Origin of the sequence: Micromonospora sp. NPDC000207 (genome assembly GCF_040300925.1) — a bacterium.
In the GTDB taxonomy this organism is placed as follows: domain Bacteria; phylum Actinomycetota; class Actinomycetes; order Mycobacteriales; family Micromonosporaceae; genus Micromonospora.
On sequence record NZ_JBEPEQ010000014.1, the window covers coordinates 48,560 to 66,871 of the forward strand.

Annotated in this window: 13 protein-coding genes; 6 read left to right on the forward strand and 7 right to left on the reverse strand. The window is 70.3% G+C overall.

Translation table 11 applies throughout. The annotated features are described in order from the left end of the window. The first annotated feature begins 6 nt into the window (after nucleotides 1-6). The 3 genes from ABT336_RS06035 to ABT336_RS06045 are packed head-to-tail and all read left to right on the forward strand — an operon-like array spanning nucleotide 7 to nucleotide 2,373. Entirely contained in the window at nucleotides 7-1,329 is a 1,323-nt protein-coding gene (locus ABT336_RS06035; RefSeq protein WP_350895413.1) for a glycosyltransferase 87 family protein, read from the forward strand. After that, nucleotides 1,326-1,958 carry a phosphoribosyltransferase gene (locus ABT336_RS06040; protein WP_350895397.1) on the forward strand — a complete coding sequence of 211 codons (633 nt, stop codon included), beginning with the start codon at nucleotides 1,326-1,328 and terminating at the stop codon, nucleotides 1,956-1,958. The genes ABT336_RS06035 and ABT336_RS06040 overlap by 4 nt, the downstream gene beginning before the upstream one ends. Nucleotides 1,959-1,980: 22 nt before the next feature. Then, the gene (locus ABT336_RS06045; protein ID WP_350895398.1) at nucleotides 1,981-2,373 is read left to right on the forward strand and encodes a TFIIB-type zinc ribbon-containing protein; all 393 of its coding nucleotides are present in this window, start codon (nucleotides 1,981-1,983) and stop codon (nucleotides 2,371-2,373) included. A 37-nt stretch (nucleotides 2,374-2,410) separates the two neighbouring features. Here the strand turns inward: ABT336_RS06045 and ABT336_RS06050 are convergent, their stop codons facing one another. Beyond that, nucleotides 2,411-6,088, reverse strand: a complete 3,678-nt coding sequence (locus ABT336_RS06050; RefSeq protein WP_502891117.1) for a replicative DNA helicase — start codon at nucleotides 6,086-6,088, stop codon at nucleotides 2,411-2,413. Between the two features lie 203 nt (nucleotides 6,089-6,291). Between ABT336_RS06050 and ABT336_RS06055 the strand changes: the two genes are divergently transcribed. Next, on the forward strand, nucleotides 6,292-8,346 hold the full coding sequence (locus ABT336_RS06055) for a hypothetical protein (RefSeq protein WP_350895400.1): 2,055 nt from the start codon (nucleotides 6,292-6,294) through the stop codon (nucleotides 8,344-8,346). A gap of 117 nt (nucleotides 8,347-8,463) precedes the next feature. Here the strand turns inward: ABT336_RS06055 and rplI are convergent, their stop codons facing one another. The 4 genes from rplI to rpsF all read right to left on the reverse strand — a co-directional run bounded on the left by rplI (nucleotide 8,464) and on the right by rpsF (nucleotide 10,109). After that, on the reverse strand, nucleotides 8,464-8,910 hold the full coding sequence (gene rplI / locus ABT336_RS06060) for a 50S ribosomal protein L9 (protein WP_350895401.1): 447 nt from the start codon (nucleotides 8,908-8,910) through the stop codon (nucleotides 8,464-8,466). Nucleotides 8,911-8,924: 14 nt separating this feature from the next. Continuing rightward, on the reverse strand, nucleotides 8,925-9,164 hold the full coding sequence (rpsR, locus tag ABT336_RS06065) for a 30S ribosomal protein S18 (RefSeq protein WP_013289355.1): 240 nt from the start codon (nucleotides 9,162-9,164) through the stop codon (nucleotides 8,925-8,927). A gap of 41 nt (nucleotides 9,165-9,205) precedes the next feature. Further along, the gene (locus ABT336_RS06070) at nucleotides 9,206-9,739 is read right to left on the reverse strand and encodes a single-stranded DNA-binding protein (protein WP_350895402.1); all 534 of its coding nucleotides are present in this window, start codon (nucleotides 9,737-9,739) and stop codon (nucleotides 9,206-9,208) included. A gap of 79 nt (nucleotides 9,740-9,818) precedes the next feature. Next, nucleotides 9,819-10,109: a 30S ribosomal protein S6 gene (rpsF, locus tag ABT336_RS06075; RefSeq protein WP_350895403.1), complete on the reverse strand. Its 291-nt coding sequence runs from the start codon at nucleotides 10,107-10,109 to the stop codon at nucleotides 9,819-9,821. Nucleotides 10,110-10,684: 575 nt separating this feature from the next. Here rpsF and ABT336_RS06080 point away from each other — a divergent pair. Then, nucleotides 10,685-11,476 (forward strand): deoxyribonuclease IV, encoded by a 792-nt coding sequence (locus tag ABT336_RS06080; protein WP_350895404.1) that lies wholly within the window; start codon nucleotides 10,685-10,687, stop codon nucleotides 11,474-11,476. Then, on the forward strand, nucleotides 11,473-13,779 hold the full coding sequence (locus tag ABT336_RS06085) for a putative glycosyltransferase family protein (RefSeq protein WP_350895405.1): 2,307 nt from the start codon (nucleotides 11,473-11,475) through the stop codon (nucleotides 13,777-13,779). The genes ABT336_RS06080 and ABT336_RS06085 overlap by 4 nt, the downstream gene beginning before the upstream one ends. A gap of 171 nt (nucleotides 13,780-13,950) precedes the next feature. Here the strand turns inward: ABT336_RS06085 and ABT336_RS06090 are convergent, their stop codons facing one another. Both ABT336_RS06090 and ABT336_RS06095 read right to left on the reverse strand, forming a co-directional pair. Continuing rightward, complete coding sequence (locus ABT336_RS06090) at nucleotides 13,951-15,483, reverse strand: glycosyltransferase family 87 protein (RefSeq protein ID WP_350895406.1); 1,533 nt, start codon at nucleotides 15,481-15,483, stop codon at nucleotides 13,951-13,953. A 377-nt stretch (nucleotides 15,484-15,860) separates the two neighbouring features. Continuing rightward, the coding region (locus ABT336_RS06095; RefSeq protein ID WP_350895407.1) for a transglycosylase domain-containing protein at nucleotides 15,861-18,312 on the reverse strand (2,452 nt) is incomplete at its 5' end.

Here is an 18,312-nt window from a genome sequence, read left to right on the forward strand (position 1 = left end):
GGCGTGATCGTCGCCGCCGACCGGGAGTCGGGCAGCCGTTGGCAGATCCTGGACCGGGCCGCCGGCGGTCTCCCCCTCGACCTCGCCCTCTACGCCGGATCGACGGTGTTCGCAGCGGTCACCGCGCTCGTCTCCACCCTGCCGCCACACCGTGGCTGGGGCACCGTGGCCGCCGTCGGCTACCTCGTCGCCGCGCTCGTCGTCATCGGTCAACTCCTCGTGCGCCGTCGCCACCCGGACTCGCCAGTGACCGGCACCGCCGCCCGGTGGGCGGTGACCGCCGGGACCTTCACCGTGGTCGCCCTGGTGCCGGTGGGACTGCAGAGCGCCCAACGGGCCGCCGGACGCACCGACCGGGCACAGGAGGAGGTCCTGGTCATCGAGGAGTCCGGCCGACGGCTCGTCGAGGACGGCACCCCCTACCTGGCCCGGGACGCCATCGCCGCCCTCCCCGCCGACGAACGGCTTCTCGGCTACACCCCGTACCAACCGGGGATGGCCCTGTTCGGTCTGCCCCGGGCCGCCCACGACGCCTGGTGGACCGACGCCCGGGTCTGGTTCGCGGTGGCCACGCTCCTCCTGCTCGCCCTCGCCGTCCAGACGTTGCGCCGCATCGACCCGCCGCACGGGATCACCCCGCACCGCAACCGCCTGCTGCTGCGCGCCGTCCAGATGGCGACCGTCCTGCCGGTCTGCGCGCTCACCCTCGCCACCGGCGGCGACGACCTGCCCGTACTCGCGCTCTGCCTGCTCGCCCTCGCCCTCGCCGCCACCGACCGCCCCGGCCTGGCGGGTGTCGCGGTGGGCGTGGCCGGGGCGCTGAAACTCCTCGCCCTGCCGATCGCCCTCGTCCTGATCTTCTGGGGGGCCACCCGACGGGTCGGACTCCGGGTCGCCGTCGGGGCGCTCGGACTCCCGGTGCTCGCCCTGCTGCCCGTCCTGCTCGTCGACCGGGACGCCCTGACCGAGAACGTGCTGCGGTTCCCCCTCGGGCAGGGCCTTGTCACCAGCCCCGCCCAGTCCCCGTTCCCCGGCTACCTCATCGCCGACGCCCTGCCCGCCGGGCGGGCGGTCGCCGCCACGCTACTGGTGGCGGCCGGGCTGGCCATCGCCGTCCGACTCGTGCGCCACCCGCCCCGCACCGCCGCCACCAGCGCCCTCTTCTGCGGGTACGGGCTGCTCGCCGCGATCGCGTTGATGCCCTCGACCCGGTTCGGATACCTGCTCTACCCGCTCGCCCTGCTGGCCTGGGCGGCGGCGGTGTCGACGACCCCAGTTTCCCGAGACGTCGGCGCGGACCGGCGCGAGAGCGTAGACCTGAGAACGTGAAGAACTACAGTGACCGGGCCGAGGCCGGCGCCACTCTCGCCGAGGACCTCTCCCGGCTGGCCGGGCGGCCGGACGTCGTCGTACTCGGGCTGGTCCGGGGCGGTGTACCGGTGGCCCGGGTGGTCGCCGACTCCCTCGGTGCCCCACTGGACGTCCTCGTGGTCCGCAAACTCGGCCACCCGAGCGCCCCCGAGGTGGCCTTCGGCGCGCTCGGCCCCGGCGGGGTCGAGGTGCTCAACGAGGCGGTCGCGGAACGGATCGACCCCGCCGACATCGCCGAGGTACGCCGCCGCGAACAGGCCGAACTCGACCGACGGGAACGCCGGTACCGGGCCGGCCGGGCACCGCTGGACCTGACCGGGCGTACCGCGGTCGTCGTCGACGACGGGCTGGCCACCGGGGCCACCGCCCGCGCCGCAGTGGAGGTGTCCCGCCGGTTGGGCGCGAACCGGGTGGTGCTCGCCGTGCCGGTCGGCTCCGCCGAGGCGTACGACCTCCTCGCCGCTGCTGCCGACGAGGTGGTGTGTCCCCTGGTCCCCGCCGGTTTCGGCGCTGTCGGCGCGTACTACGACGACTTCCACGAGGTCGACGACGACGAGGTGACCGCCGCGCTGACGACACGGTCGTGACATAGGCAGGTACCGTCAGACCATGCTGACCTGTCCTAAGTGTCGCGGCGAGATGCGCCAGTACGAGCGCAGCGGTGTCGTCATCGACCAGTGCGGTGAATGTCGGGGGATCTTCCTCGACCGTGGTGAACTCGAAAAACTCTTCGAGGCGGAGGCGAACTGGAACAGCCGTAACTCCGGGGCTGTCCCGGGACAGCCGGCCGCCCCCGCTCCGGGCGGGTACCCCCCGCCCCCGCCGCCGCAGCACCAGCCCGGCTACCCTCCGGCCCCGCCGGTCCAGGGCTATCCGTCCCATGCCCCCGGCTACCCGGCCCCTGCCCCCGCGTACGGCGGCCACGGGCAGCAGCACCACGGCTACCACGGCCACTACCGTCGGAAGAAGAACAAGGGCTTCCTCGACGAGATGTTCGGCTGATCATTTCTCCGATCGGGCCGGGTGCATCCCGGCCCGATCAGACGATCGCCATGTCGACGAAGCGGGACAGGTGGAGCTGGGCCGCCACCGTGATGGAGTCCGTCGGTCCGTTCCGGTGCTTGGCGACGATGAAATCAGCCTCGCCGGCCCGAGGCGACTCCTTGTCGTAGTAGTCGTCTCGATGCAGAAGTATCACGACGTCGGCATCCTGCTCAATAGAGTTGTGGGTTGCGATTCCGTTGGCGATGAAGTTGTGTGTGCCGAGGACAGTGGCGTCATAGACTTCCTGTACTCCCAACGACTCGATCGAGACGATCTCGTCCCAAAAGACGTCGTTGGTTGCATGCAGTTCAAGGTCGGCAGCGTCGAGCACCTTGGCGATCTGCGCAAGTCTGGATCGGCTCGGCGAGTGCTTCCACATTGTGCTTCCGGAGAATTGAGTGCCCATGGCGGCAGCGAACTGCCGATGGGTGACACCCTGCTCCACCAGGATCTCCCGGATCCGGGTCCATACCTCCTTCGGCACCGTGTCGACGTTCGGGTTACTGGTGGACTGTTCGAGCACCTCGATCAGTCTGACGCAGTTCTCCGATCGCGCTCCGTGGACACCGATCTCCCGCAGAAAGCGAAGCTGGTCGTCCCGCCCGGAGATGTCGAGGGTGTACTGCGGGCGGTGGCGAGCCACCGGCACCGCTTTGAGCCTGCCGGTGATGCCGTAACGGAGCAGCAGCCGGGAGAGATCCTCCAGCAGACGTCGACTGGTGGAGCTGTAGTAGACCCGCCCACCGCGACCGGACTTGTTGACGAACACCGAACCATCGGTGGCCCAGAGGTGCCGAAGGAAGAGGGTCACCTGCTTCTTGGGAAGTGCGAAGAACCTGGCGGGCACGAACTTCTCGTGTGGACGCAACCCAAAGAGACCCATGCCGTCGAGCCACTCTGCAATGGGATTGCGACGTCCTCGGGCAAGCCGGAACGGCGCGGGAAGTCGCAGCGTCGTCACTCGGGCAGCAGCGTAGTCGTCCCTGATAGCGGATATTCCGAAGTGCTTAGCCGCCTCGGCCACCGCAGTGAGATTTTCTTCGTCGCAACTGGCGTACCTGATCGGCTGCCGACGCACGAAGGACCCGTCACCGAGCATGTGGGCCAAGAGCACGACTTCCGCCTCGGGTAGCGGCCTGAGGGCGAGGGCAGGGGGAATGTGGCGAGGTGCTGCCACCCGAGCACCTACTTCCAGGTCGCCGAGCGGCTGCCAACCGCCGCACGTGAGGAAGGGGTGGTTCGCGGTCGCCTCGATCTGCTTGCCGGAGGCGAGTGTCATTCGAAACGTCTCACGGTGCCCACTGGGAAAAACGTGGGTCATGGTTCGAGGCGTGTAGCGGAGCGACTCGTCCAGTGCCCACACCGGAATGTCTTTCGTCTGCGCTTCCAACAGTTCCCCGAGCGTGATCTCGGAGTTGTCGTCAGCGCGGATGAGTCGGGTGGCAGCCACCAGACATCCAGATTCCCGCAGATCGGACAATTGAGGGCGCTTGTCGGTACGTTGCTCCGGGCCACGGTTCAGCTGACTCACCGCGATGACCGGGCACTCGACCTCCTTGGCCAGCAGCTTCAAGCCCCGGGAGAGGTCCGCGACCTCCTGCTGGCGGCTCTCGGTCCGCTTCGGCGAGGTCATCAGCTGGAGATAGTCGACCACGATCATCTTCAGGTCGTGCTTCTGCTTGAGCCGCCGGGCCTTGGACCGGATCTCCATCAGGTTCATGCTCGGGGTGTCGTCGACGAAGAGCGGTGCCTCGCTGATCTCCCCCATGCACCGGGCCAGCTTGGTCCAGTCGTCGTCGGAGAGCTGCCCGCTGCGCAGCACGTGCAGCGGCACCCGCGCCTCGGCCGAGAGCAACCGCATGACGATCTCGACCTTGCTCATTTCCAGGGAGAAGATGGCGGCGGCCTGGTTGGCCCGGATCGCCGCGTTGCGGGCGAAGTCCATCGAGGCGGTGCTGTTGTGGGTGGGCACCATGTCCCGCCCGGCCAGGTAGAGGTGCTCCGGGTGGTCGACAGTCACGCAGCGGACAGGCACGCTCGGCACCGGTCGGACGGCGACGACGTACCGGGCGCGTGACCTCGGACCGGCGGGAGGCCGGTGGGCGGCGTGCGCCGCCACCTTCTCCGCCACCCGGAACACCGGCTCGTCGGCGGTGACGGTGACGGTGCCGTGCTCGTCGACAGTGCCGTGGTGGCCCAGGCCGACCACCAGCTCCCGAAGGTCCTCGGCCAGTTCGACTGTGGCGACGGCGCAGCGGATCTCACCGGTCGGGGTGACGGCACCGGCGGCGTCCAGGACCCCGGCGAGCAGGTCCCGCCGCTGTCCCTCGGCGGCCCGCAGGTAGTCCCGGGGAATCCGGCCCGCGTCGGCCGCCGCGCCGAGACGGGCCCCCACCTGGTACGGCGCGACCGCCAGGTCCCGCTGCGGAAGCCGGAGGGGGGCGCAGTTGCCCACCGCGTGGTGGGGCCGCCCGTCGTCGGTCCACAGGCTCGCGGCGACCTCGGCGGTGGTCAGGACCTTGTCGAGGTCCTCGCCCGCCACGACCGTGGTGGTCCGCCACAGGTGTTCGGCGTCGGCGACGACGATCGCGCCGTCACTGAACTCCACGGCGAAGCAGGGGCGGTCGTGGCGGACCTCGAAGGCGTGCGTGACGGTGGTGGGGGTCCCGTCGGCGGAGATCAGCCGGTCACCGACGGAGACCTCACCCATCGTGGTCCACCCGTCCGGGGTGGGGAGCGGGGTGTCCAGGGCGAGGGCCTTACCGAGACCGGGTCGCCCGGCGACGATGATCAACTGCCCGGGGTGCAGGCCGTTGAGGAGCCGGTCCAGGTCGGTGAAGCCGGTGGGTACGCCGGTCATCACGCCGCCCTGGGCGCCGACCGCCTCGATCTCGTCGAGAGTGGGCTGGAGCATGTCGGCCAGGACGGCGAAGTCCTCGCTGACCCGCTTCTCGGTGATGTCGTACACGGCCTGCTGGGCGAGATCCACGATGTCGTCGACGTCTCGGCTGCCGCCACCGGCAGTGCCGTACCCGAGTTGCACGATCCGGGTGCCGGCCTCGACGAGACGCCGCAGCACCGCTCGTTCGCTGACGATCCGGGCGTAGTAGCCGGCGTTGGCGGCGGTCGGGACGCTGGCGATCAGGGTGTGCAGGTACGGCGCTCCGCCGATCCGCCCGAGGTCACCGGAGTCGGCGAGGGCGGCGGCGACGGTGATCGCGTCGGCCGGTTCGCCCCGGCCGTAGATCTCCAGGATGGCGTCGTAGACGGTGGCGTGGACCGGCCGGTAGAAGTCGTTGCTCTTGAGGATCTCGACGACGTCGGCGATGGCGTCCTTGGACAGCAGCATGCCCCCGAGGACGCACTGCTCGGCGGCGATGTCCTGCGGCGGGGTCTTCTCGAACTGGCCTTCGCGTTGCTGTGGTGCGGACGGCGGACCGCCGACCCTCGGCTCCGCCCGTTCGTCAGTGACCGACACGGGTCCCCCTCCACTGCGTCGGATCAATCCCCGGCGTGACCAGCCAGGGCGCGGCAACTTCCGACCGACCGGCCCGCTCGATCGGGGGCCATCGCACGGCCGGTCGGGGGGTAACCATACGGAAATCGAGGTCAGCGCTTCAACAGCACCGGTGGACGAGTCTCGGGACAACCTGTGGACAGCGTGGACCAACATGTGCGCAGCGTGTGCACAGCCTGTGGACAACCGCTGGGGAATTCTGGGCTGCAAGCCTGTGACCTGGGGTTATACCTTCCCCACCCTGTGGACAAAGAATTTCTGTTCGGGTCAGGTGCCCGATCGTCCCGTACTATTCCCTGCGGACGGCTACACCAGGTCAGCAGGTTGCACATTCGGTTGAGAAGGGTCACGCTCCGGCCGTGAGCTACCGGGACTGGGCACGCGGGGAGGGCAGCCCGCGCGAGCCGATCTCATCGTGGGGCGATTCCGGCGAATCGGTCCCGGACTCCGGCGACGACACCGGCGGGTACCGCACCCCGAGTCGGCGTCGGGCCATCGAGCGGGGACAGCAGGAGCCTGTCGACGCGTACCTGCCCCGCTGGGCGGTGGAGTCCGGCGTCGAGCGGGCCGACGGCGGCGGACGCCACGCGGCCCCCGACGAGGAGCCGGTCCGCCGCCCCGGGCGACGACGGGCCGCCGAGAACCCCGAGGGGCGACGGGCCGCCGAGAGCCTCGGCGGGCGACGCCGGGCCCCGGAGAGCGCGGCGTCGGCCGAGGCCGCCGAAAACGTCGGGCCCTCGTGGTCGGCCGAGGCCGCCGGAACTGTCTGGCCCTCGGGGTCGGCCGAGGCCGCCGGAAGGGCCCGGTCCCCTGGTTCGGATGCCGCCGGGCTGGAGCACACCCAGGAGTGGACCTTCGACCGTCCGCAGCAGGACGGGTACGTCGGAAGTCGCCGGGCCGACGGGGACGAGCAGAAGCCGGTGTCCGGTGCTCCTCCCCGCAGCCGTCCCCGCCGCTCGTCGTCGCGTCGACCGGAGGTGGTCTGGAGCACCCTGGAGGACACCACCCCGGGCACCAGCCCCGCCTCCGGGGCCGGAGCCGGGGCCGAGGACCGACCAGCCACCGAACCCGGGCCGACCCCGCCCACGCCCCCGTCGCCGGGGCGGGGTCGGCGTGGGCGGCGCGCCTCGACCCCGACCTGGTCGGATTCGGCAGGTCAGGGATGGGAACGCTCCCCCGACCAGTCCGGCGTGGACCAGCCACCTGTCGACCCGTGGGGCGGGGTGGGCCGCCAGTCCGGACGCCGGGGGCGGGACGCCGGACGGCGCCGGGAACGGGCCGGTCAGGAGCCGGAGAGCACCTTCGGCGGTCGACTCGACAGCACGGGCCAGTGGGATCGGGTCGCCCCCGTCGACCCGTGGGACACCGGCGGTGTCGGTGGGCGGCGCATCGACGACACCGACCAGTGGGACCGTACCGACGCCGGCCAGTGGGGGCGGGCCGACGCCGACCAGTGGGACCGCACCGACACCAGCCAGTGGGGGCGGGCCGACACCGACCGCTGGTCCCGGCTGCCCGGCCCCGACCCGTGGGACGACACCGGGGTCGGCCTGGCTCCGATCAGTGACACCGGCGCGCCCACGAGCGCCGGCGGCGCACCGGTCAGCGGCAGCGAGGTCCCGGTCAGCGGGGTGTGGGACCGGGTCGGACGGTCGGAGGAGACCGGTCTCTCCGGTGGATGGTCGGACGGAGACCGGTGGAGCCGGGGCCTCGGCACCGACGACGGCCGGGACGACCCCAGGTGGACCCAGCCGTCTACGGCGGCCCCGCAGTCACCGGCGCTCGGCTACTCCTCGTCCCGCCGGCAGGTGACGGGCGGGGGCCCCGCCCTGACCGGCGGTCGGGGTGGCACCGGCGGTCGGGTCGCGAGCGACCACACGTCGCCGGGGTTGCGGCCGACGACAGGTCGTACGTCGGTGGGACGCCGGTCCGCCCTCGACGACACGTCGCTGGCGCCGGTCAGCAGTGTGACCCGGTCGTCCGGCGCGGCGTCGGCGAAGCGGCGGACCATTGCGGCGCCCGGTTCGTGGTCCCGTCGGCTTGAGGACGACCTGCTCGACCCGGATCCGTCCGGGCCGTTCCGTCCGCTGGTCTACACGGTCGCCTGTTACCTGGTGCCGGCGTTCCTGGTCGTCCTCTGGCTGCTCACCCTCGACGGTGCGCCGCCGCCGGACTGCGTCACCGACATCACCGGGGGCGGCTGCGCCTCGCCCCGCTCGCAGGCGTTCGGCTCGCTGGGGGCGGGTACGCCCCGGTTCGGGTTGGCGCTCGCCAGCAGCCTGCTCGTGGCCGAGTTCCTACGCCGGGTGGGTACGACCTGGCGGGCGGCGACGATAGCCCTGGCCGCCGCCGTGGTCGGCGGTGGTCTCTCCACCGTGTTGATCAGCGTGGTGACCGGTCAGCCGATCGGCTGACCACACCCGGGAAGGGCCACCCACCACCCCGGCGCCTCGGACGGCGGCGTTCCCCGGACGCGGTCCGGGCCCGCACCCCGGGTGGGGGTACGGGCCCGGATCGTCGTACGGCCGGTGTCAGCCCTGCTGGACGTTCAGGTCGAACTTGGCGGTCACCTCGGGGTGCAGCTTGATCTGCACCGGGTAGGAACCGGTCGACTTGATGGCACCGGGCAGTTCGAGACGACGCCGGTCGAGGACCGGTCCACCGGCGGCCTTGACGGCATCGACGATCTCGGCCGACGTGACCGAGCCGAAGAGCCGTCCGCCGTCACCGGCGCGGGCCTTCAGGTTGACCTTGAGGCCTTCGAGCTGGCCCTTCACCTCGTTGGCGTGGCCCAGGTCGCGGATCTCGCGGGCCGAACGGGCCCGCTTGATGACCGTGACCTGCTTCTCAGCACCCTTGCTCCAGACGATCGCGAAGCCCTGCGGAAGCAGGTAGTTACGGCCGTAGCCGTTCTTGACCTCGACGATGTCGCCGGGGGCACCGAGGCCGGAAACCTCCTGGGTAAGGATGATCTTCATATCGGTGCCTCCTCTCAGCGGGTGGTGGCCGTGTACGGCAGGAGCGCCATCTCACGGGCGTTCTTGACCGCACGGGCGATCTGCCGCTGCTGCTGCGAGGTGACGCCGGTCACCCGCCGAGCGCGGATCTTGCCGCGGTCGGAGATGAACTTCCGCAGCAGAGCGGTGTCCTTGTAATCGATGTAGGTGATCCCGTCCTTGTCGAGCGGGTTCACCTTCTTCTTGGGCTTGCGAAGGGCCGCAGCCTTAGCCATAGCTCGGGCTCCTGGTTTGCGATCGCGGGCGCTCTGCGCCATTAGAACGGGGGCTCCTCATCAAAGTTTCCGCCACCCGAACCACCGCGCGAGGGTGCTGGCGCAGCCGAAGCCCAGGGGTCGTCGAAGTTGCCTCCGCCGCCACCCTGACCACCGCCACCACCGAAGCCGCCACCGCTGCTGCCGCCGGAGCGGGACATCTTCTGCACCTTCGCCGTGGCGTAGCGCAGGGACGGGCCGATCTCGTCGACCTCCAGCTCGATGACTGTGCGCTTCTCTCCCTCGCGGGTCTCGTACGACCGCTGCTTGAGCCGGCCGGACACGATCACCCGAGCGCCACGCTGCAGCGACTCGGCGACGTGCTCGGCGGCCTGCCGCCAGACGGTGCACGGAAGGAACAGCGGCTCGCCGTCCTTCCACTCACCCGACGCCTTGTCCATGAACCGGGGCGTCGAGGCGACCCGGAACTTGGCTACCGCGGCCCCGGATGGGGTGAACCGCAACTCGGGGTCATCGGTCAGGTTCCCGATGACCGTGATGGTGGTGTCTCCTGCCATGACCATCTCCTCGCGCACTCGTCAGTTCGCGTACAGGCTCTCAGAGGTGTACGACAGCCTGACGAGGCTGATCCGGGCGATTACTGGGGTTGACTGCTCAGCGCACTTCCGGCCGGATGACCTTGGTGCGCAGCACGGACTCGTTGAGTCGCAGCTGACGGTCCAGCTCGGCCACGGCCGCAGGGGTGGCCTGCAGGTCGATGACGGCGTAGATGCCCTCGGTCTTCTTGTCGATCTCGTACGCGAGGCGCCGGCGACCCCAGACGTCGGTCTTCTCCACCGAGCCACCCGACGTCCGGATCACGTTCAGGTACGTGTCGAGCGACGGTGCGACGGTGCGTTCCTCGAGGCTGGAGTCGAGGATCACCATGACTTCGTAATGACGCAAGACGTGCTCACCTCCTGTGGGCTATGCGGCCACGGTCCTTCCGTGGCAGGAGGTCGTGCGTCGCTGCCCGCCCCGATCCCCGGGGGATCCCGGTCGGTTGCGGACAACCGGACCAGGATAGCCGGTCGGGACGATCTTCCCCCGGGCAGCCTGGCCGGGACGTGCGACAGGGGTCCGCTCCGACACGACGAGTGCGGGCGGACCCCTGTCCACGAGACCGCGGGACGTCCCGTCCGCATTCCTTGGGTGGGACCTGGGGAGGAACGACCACACCGATGAGGTTGGACCGAAGACGCCCCGCGGAGCTTTATTGCGTTGTTATCCCACGATACAACGGGTCTTGTCGCTTGTATGAGCAAAAGCGGTATTTTCCGGTTGATCTGATCTGGGCCGCGCGCCCACACTCCGTACACCTTCCGGCGTCGTCAGACGTCGATGCCGTACCTGCTCAACGACGAGGTCCCCGGTCGGTGACGCGTCGCGTCGACCCGTCCGGACCCGGTCTGCGGGGGACGGCGGCGACACCCGAGGGTTCGTCGTCCACCCGTTCGGCGACGCGACGTAGGCTCGCCTGCATGCGTATCGGAGCTCACGTCGACGCGGCCGACCCACTGGCGGAGGCGACCAGCCGCGCCGCCGAAGCCGCGCAGTTCTTCCTCGCCGACCCGCAGGGCTGGAAGGCACCGACTCCGCGGACCGACGCGGACCGGTTGCGCGCCGCCGACATCGACCTCTACGTCCACGCGCCGTACGTCATCAACGTCGCCACCCTCAACAACCGGATCCGGATCCCCAGCCGGAAACTGCTGGTGTCCCACGCCGCCGCGGCAGCGGCGGTCAACGCCCGGGGACTGGTGGTACACGGTGGACACGTCAACGCCGGGGACGACATCTCGGTCGGCTTCGACAACTGGCGGAAGACCTTCGCGTACGCGGCGGAGTCCGGGGGGTTCCCTCTCCCCGTCCTGATCGAGAACACCGCCGGTGGGGACAACGCCTGCGCCCGACGACTCGACTCGCTGGCCCGGCTCTGGGACGTGATCGGCGACTACGGCGTCGGGTTCTGCCTGGACACCTGCCACGCACACGCGGGCGGGGAGGAACTGCTGGGCCTGGTGGACCGGGTCAAGGCGATCACCGGTCGGATCGACCTGGTGCACGCGAACAACTCCAAGGACGGGTTCGGGTCGGGCCGGGACCGACACGACAACCTGCACGGCGGCACCATCGAATCCGACCTGCTGGTCGCGGTGATCCGGGCGGCCGACGCCCCGGTCATCGTGGAGACCCCCGGTGGCGTCGACGGTCAGGGCGCCGACATCACCTTCCTCCGTGAGCAACTGGGTGGAGAGGCCGCGTCGGCATGACCACGGACCAGTCCGACGCCGCCGCCGACCCCCGCCCCACCGACGGCTCGTCGGCCGAACCGAAGGCGGCCGAACCGAAGGCGGCCGAACCGAAGGCGGCCGAACCGAAGGCGGCCGAGCCCGCTACGGAAGGCTCCACGGCGGGCAACCCCAAGCCCACGGCGGCCGAGCCGAAACCCGCCGAGCCGAAGGCGGAAAAACCCACGGCGGAGAAGCACACGGCGGGCGAGCCGAAGGCGGGCGACCGGGGGGCCGAGGCGAAGGCCGAGGCGAAGGCCGCAGCGGCAGCCACCCCTGCGGCAGCCGGAACCGGTGAGAGGGCCGCGCCGGGCAAGGTCCCCGACGGTACGGCGGCCGAGGCGAATACGTCCGCCGCCGAGTCCGACCCGAAGAAGGCGGCGGTGACGGCACCGGCGTCGCCGAAGTGGATGTTCTGGCGCAAGGCAGCCACGGACGGGAAGCCAGCCGACGGGAAGGTCACCGAAGGAAAGGCCGCCGACGGGAAGGCAGCCGGCGATCGGTCTGCCGAGGACCGGTGGGGGGCCTTCGGTCCCGAGCCGGAGCGGGTTCCGACAGGGGTCGGTCGGGTCGGCCGGGCGGTCGGACGGACGGCGGTCCACGAGTGGACGTTGGCAGTTGTCGGATCGGTCCTCCTCGCCGTGGCGATGACCTGGCCGGCGCTGCGGCACCCGTTGCAGACGCTTCCTCAGGACTACTGGGACCCGAGCCTCCAGGCCTGGCAGATGGCCTGGTCGGGGCACATCCTCCTGACCAACCCGGGCCAGCTCTGGCACGCCAACACGTTCTTCCCCGAGTCGTGGAGCTTCGCCTTCTCCGACACGCTGCTGGGGTACGCCCCGGCCGGCATGATCGGTACCGGCCCCGAGGCCGCCATCCTCAGGTACAACATCCTGTTCGTGCTGGCTCATGCGCTGGCCACGTTCGGGGCGTACGCGCTGGCCCGGCAGTTGGGGGCGGGCCGGATCGGCGGCGCGGTGGCCGGGGTGGGCTTCGCGTACGCGCCCTGGCTGCTCGCCCAGGCCGGTCACCTGCACGTGATCTCCAACGGTGGGATCCCCCTCGCCCTGGCCATGCTGGCCCGGGGACACGGCTGGTCCCTGCGCTACGGCTACCGACCCGCCCGGCGACACGAGGGGTGGGCGTACGCGGGTTGGCTCGTCGCCGCCTGGCAGCTCAGCCTCGGTTTCGGGATCGGGCTGCTGTTCGCGTACTTCCTCGCGGGCACGGTGCTTGTCGCCGCTGTCGTCTGGTTCCTGCGGAGGTACCTGGTCCGGCCGGTGAAGCATCCGTTCGGTGTCCGGCTGCTCGTCGCCGACCTGGTCGGTGGAGCGATCTTCGCCGCCGTCGGTCTGCTGCTGGCCGTCCCGTACTTCAAGGTGGCCGACCTGCATCCGCAGGCCGAGCGGACCCTCGGGGACGTGGCGATCTACTCACCGCCGTGGTCGGGTTTCTTCACCGCGCCCGAGGAGTCCCGGATCTGGGGTGGGCTGCACGCCGGGGCCCGTGAACTGCTGCCCTGGTCGCCGGAGATGACCCTGCTGCCCGGGTTCGTGCTGTACGCCCTCGCCCTCGGGGGGCTCTTCTTCTCGGTCTGGCGGCTCCGGCACCGGCTGCTGATGTTCGCCGGGGTGGTGGTCACCATGATCCTGGCGATGGGGACCGAGTTCTTCGGCGGCACCTGGACGTACGCCCCGCTCTTCGAGTACCTCCCGGGGTGGAACGGGATCCGTACGCCGGGCCGGTTGATGCTCTGGGCGACCCTGCTGCTCGGGCTGCTCGCCGCCGGTGCGGTCACCGCCGTCTGCATCCGGGTACGCGAACTCGCCGCCCAGCGGATCCCCTCCTGGCCGGGTCCGTGGCTGCGGTTGGCGACCCTGCTGCCGCTGCTGTTGGTGCTGGTGGAGGGGCTCAACGCCACCCCGCACCCGGTGGTGCCGCAGCAGCCCGCCGCCATGCGGACCGTCAACGGGCCGCTGCTGGTGTTGCCGAGCAGCCAGAACCACGACCAGCCGGTGATGCTCTGGAGCACCTCGAAGTTCCAGGACCTGGTCAACGGCGGGAGCGGTTTCACCCCGCTCCAGTTGGAGCAGGTCCGCGAGGTCTCGGTCAACTTCCCGGACCAGACGAGCATCGACTACCTGCGCACTCTCGGCGTGCACAACGTCCTGGTGGTCCGGGACCAGATCGCCGGTACGCCCTGGGAGGCGAACATCGACAAGGCTGTCGACCAGTTCGGGATCACCCGCGAGGAGCTCGGCGACACCGTCGTCTACCGGCTCTGACCTGCGGCGTGACACGCACCGGCCCCGAGGGTGAGTTCCCTCGGGGCCGGTGTCGGTTCGGGTCGGGCGTGGGCCGGGTGCCGGTCTCGGGTCCTCTCAGACCGAGGCGGAGGCCCGGGGTCGGGTCAGGCGGAGGCCCGGGGTCGGGTCAGGCGGAGGCCCGGGGTCGGGTCAGGCGGAGGCCGGTGTCGGTGTCGGGTCGCCGGCCGCGATGGTGGCCGGTTCGGCGGGGCGGCGACGCCGCCATCGGTCGACCCATGGTGCGTCAGGTGCCCCGTCGAGCACCCCGCCGTCCGGATCGTCCGGGTAGGTCCTGCGGACCGCGTCCCGCTCCGGGTGGAGCACCTCTCGGATGATCAGGACGCAGAGCATTGCGACGGTTCCCCAGCGCAGCGCCGCCGCCAGCACGAACACCCCCTCGGGGAAGACGGGGGTGCCGGTGGCGGTGCCGAGGAGTTCACCGTAGAAGGCGACGAAGTAGCCGACCTCGGCGAGCTGCCAGGCGAGGAACGCCCCCCACTTGGGGCGGGCCAGCACCAGCAGGGGCAGGAGCCAGAGGACGAACTGCTGGGACCAGACCTTGCTGGTGAGCAGGAAGGCGGCGACGACCAGGAAGGCCAGGGGGGCCAGCCGGGGTCGGACGGGTGCCCTGACCGCCAGGACGGCCACCCCGATGCAGGCCAGCCCGAACAGGGCGTACGAGATGTAGTTGAGGGTGTGGACGTTGGCGCTGAGCCACTCGAACGGCCCCTGGGAGCCGGGGCCGCTGAAGTTCACCCGACCGTCGAGGTAGCGCCCGATGTACCAGAACGTCCCCCAGTCGATGGGACGGGTGCTGTTCAGCTCGAAGAACCGGCCCCACCCCTCGGGATAGAGCAGCGCCACCGGTAGGTTCACCGCGACCAGGGTGGCCAGTCCCGTACCGAGGGCTGTCAGCGCGGCCCGGACCCGCCCGGAGCGCAGCCCCAGCACCAGGATCGGCCCGAGTATGAAGATCGGGAACATCTTGGCCGCCCCGGCCAGCCCGATCACCACCCCGGCCACCACCGGTTTCTTCCGCGCCCAGGCGAGCAGCCCGAATGCGGCCAACCCGATGGCGAGCAGGTCCCAGTTGACGGTGGCGGTGACCAGCAGGGCCGGGGAGAGCGCGAAGAGCGCCGCGTCCCAGGGTCGTCGGCGGCGCAGGGCGAGGATCACCGCGACCGTCGCCACCGCCAGCGCACTGAGGACCAGGGCGTTCGCGTTGTACGCCCACTGCCCCTGGTTGATCTCCGGGTTGTCCCGGCCGAGGTAGTACACCGGGAGGCCGAGTACGCCCATGAAGGCACCGGTCAGGACCGGGTACTCGACGGGGTGGTCCCGGTAGGGGACCTTGCCCTCGTTCAGCCCCTCGGCGTAGTAGAGCGCCAGGACGTCGGAGTAGCAGAACCGGGTGTACTGGATGTTGTTCTGCCAGGCCCCGCTGTGGCAGGGGGACTTCTGCACCCAGTGCAGGACGAGGGTCAGACAGACCAGGGCGAGGACGACCCGGGCGGCGGTCCAGAACCGCTGGCGGGCCCGGCCGGGACGGTCCAGCGAGGACGCGTGGTCGCCGAGCGGGCCGCCGATCAGCTGGGAGACACCGCGTACGAACCCGTCCGACCGGGACGGGTGGTCGCGGGGCGCGGACTCGTCGTCGACCCCTGGCGTGGGCTGGGTGCTCATGCCCAGCATCCTGCCGTATCGACAACCACTACAGAAGCTCATCGGGCCTGGCACCGGACGACATGGACCACGAGCACTCCGGCGATGTCAGTCATGCCGACGTGTAGATACAGGGATGCTTTCGATTCGGCCCGCGTTCGCCCGAGATGCTCTGGTAACCCACCCCTCCATGACGGGGCAACCAGGTATGCCGCCCAGCTACCCCGCTTACTCCTACCCCGTCCACAGCTTCCACCACAACCCGCCCACGTCACGCCCACCCAGCCGATGAACGAGAACCGTCGCGGGAACTGCTACGACGGCCCGTCCTGAGACGGCGACCCCAGAACAGGAGACGGCGGCCGGGAGGATCCCGGCCGCCGTCGTCGCGTCAATCCCTAGTTGTCGCCGCCGCGTGGCGGTCGGACCGGGAACATCCCCCCGCCGCCCTGCTCGGGCGGGGTCTCACCGCCGCCCGGACCACCGGGGTTGTCGTTGCCGCCGCCGTCGTTGCCGCCGCCGTTGTTCCCGCCCCCGTCGTTGCCACCGCCGTTGTTGCCACCGCCGTTGTGGCCGCCGCCGTTGTTCCCGCCCCCGTTGTTGCCACCGCCGGGGCAGAAGACGTCGACGAACCGGTTGCAGCCGGGGTTGCCGTTGCCCGGGTTGCCGGGGTTGTTCTCCGGCTCCGGGTCCGGCGGCGGAGGCGGCGGGGCCTCGCCGTTACCGGCCTCGGTGTCACCCATGCCGGTGATGCTCGGCAACTGCTCGACCTTGGCGCCCTTGAGCGCATCGTCCATGTACTTCTTCCACACCATTGACGGGATGTTGCCGCCGCCGATGTTGTTGCCGTCCTTGTCGAGGATCGCCGGCTTCTTCGGGTCCCGGCTGCCGATCCAGACCGCGGTGGCGAGCTGCGGGGTGTAGCCGACCATCCAGGCGTGGGCGTTCTTGTCGGTGCTGTTGTGCTCCCAGGTACCGGTCTTGCCGGCCGCCGGGCGGTTGCCGTCCAGCTTGCCGTTCTGGCTGCTGGCGGTGATCTCCTTGAGGACCGCACCGACCTCGTCGGCGACGTCCTTGCGGATCCGCCGCTCCGGGTCGAGCTTCTCCCCGGTCCCGGCGACCTTCTCCATCTTGCCGGTGTCCTTGTTCTGCCGCTCGACGGAGAGGACGAAGTGCGCCTTGTTGTAGACCCCGCCGTTGGCGAGGGTGGCCAGACCGTTGGCGTGGTCGAGGACGGTGACCGGGTACTGCCCGTACCCGACGACCCGGTCGAACTTGCTCGGCGCGAGGTCCTCCGGCTTGTTCTTCATCAGGTCGTACGGCTTCGGCGGGTCGACGGTCCACATCGTCCCGACCCCTGCCTGGCGGGCCATGTTGACGACCTTGTCCGCACCGATCTTCTCGGTCAGGTGGAAGAACGGCACGTTGTACGACTGGACGGTGGAGACCTCCAGCGTGCAGTTCTTGCCACAGATACCGGCGCCCCGGCCGGCGTTCTGGATCTCGGCGTCGTACCCCTCGGGCTTGAACGGGGTGGCGTCCCAGCGGGACTTGACCGACATCCCCGCCTCCAGCGCGGCGGCCAGGGTGTAGACCTTGAACGACGAGCCCGGCGGGTGACCGCCGACGATGTCGCCGTTGGAGTTGGTGTTCTTGCCGGCGTAGTCGAAGTCGGCGCCGCTGTCACCGCCGTAGTAGGCGAGGACCCGGCCGTTGCGCGGGTCGACGGAGACCACCGCGGCCATCAGGTTCTTCGGCTGACCGTTCAGGACCGAGCCCTTCCGACCCGGCTGGGCGGCCTTCTCCAGGGCGGTCTGCATCTTCGGGTTGATGGTGGTCTTGATCCGGTAGCCACCCTCGCGCAGCTCGTCGACGCAGCTGGGCTTGCCGTCCGCGCCGGAGTTGGTGCACACGCCCCACTGCTCCAGCTCGGCCCGGACGTAGTTGATCACGTTGCCCCGGGGGGTGTTGACGCCGAACCCGTTGCCGTCCTTGCTCGGCTTGACCACCTTCGGGTACTCGGTGGGACGATCCGGCTTGCCGGGCGAACCGATCCACCCCTCGGTCTGCATGCCGTCGAGGACGTACCGCCACCGGTCCTGCGCGTCCTTGGGGTTGACCGACGGGTCGAAGCCCTGGTGGGTGTTGCTGGCCACCGGCTGCTTGATGACAGCGGCGAGCACCGCGCCCTCGGCGACGGTGAGGTCCTTGGCCCGCTTCTTGAAGTACGTGCCGGCCGCCGCCTCGATGCCGTACGCGCCCCGCCCGAAGTAGATCGTGTTCAGGTAGTGCTGCATGATCTCGGGCTTTGCCATGTTGTCGTTGAGCTTGGAGGCGAGGATCGCCTCCTTCACCTTCCGGGCGTACGTGTCGTCCTTCAGGCTCGCGTACGCGTTACGGGCGTACTGCTGGGTGATCGTGGAGGCACCCTGCCGGTCGCCGTTGGAGAGGTTGTTCCAGGCGGCCCGGGCGATGCCCTTGTAGTCCACACCGGAGTGCCGGTAGAAGTTCCGGTCCTCGGCGGCGGCCACCGCGTGCTGCACGTGCTCGGGGATGTCGTTGATGCCGACGATGGTCCGGTTCTCGTTGCCGAGCTTCGCCACGACGGTCTTGTTGTCGCTGGCGTAGACGGTGGTGGAGAGCGGCAGCGGCAGCTTGTCCGGGAGGACGACGGTGGTCGAGTAGTAGGTGAACCCGACGACGCCGAGACCGGCGAGCATGATGAAGACCGCGAAACTCGCGATCATCATGTTGACCCGCTTGCGCTTCTTGGCGCGGCGGACCGCGTCCGGGTCCCCGTCGCCGCGACCCCGTCGGCCGCCCCCGCCGGGACCGTTCGGGCCACCGCCC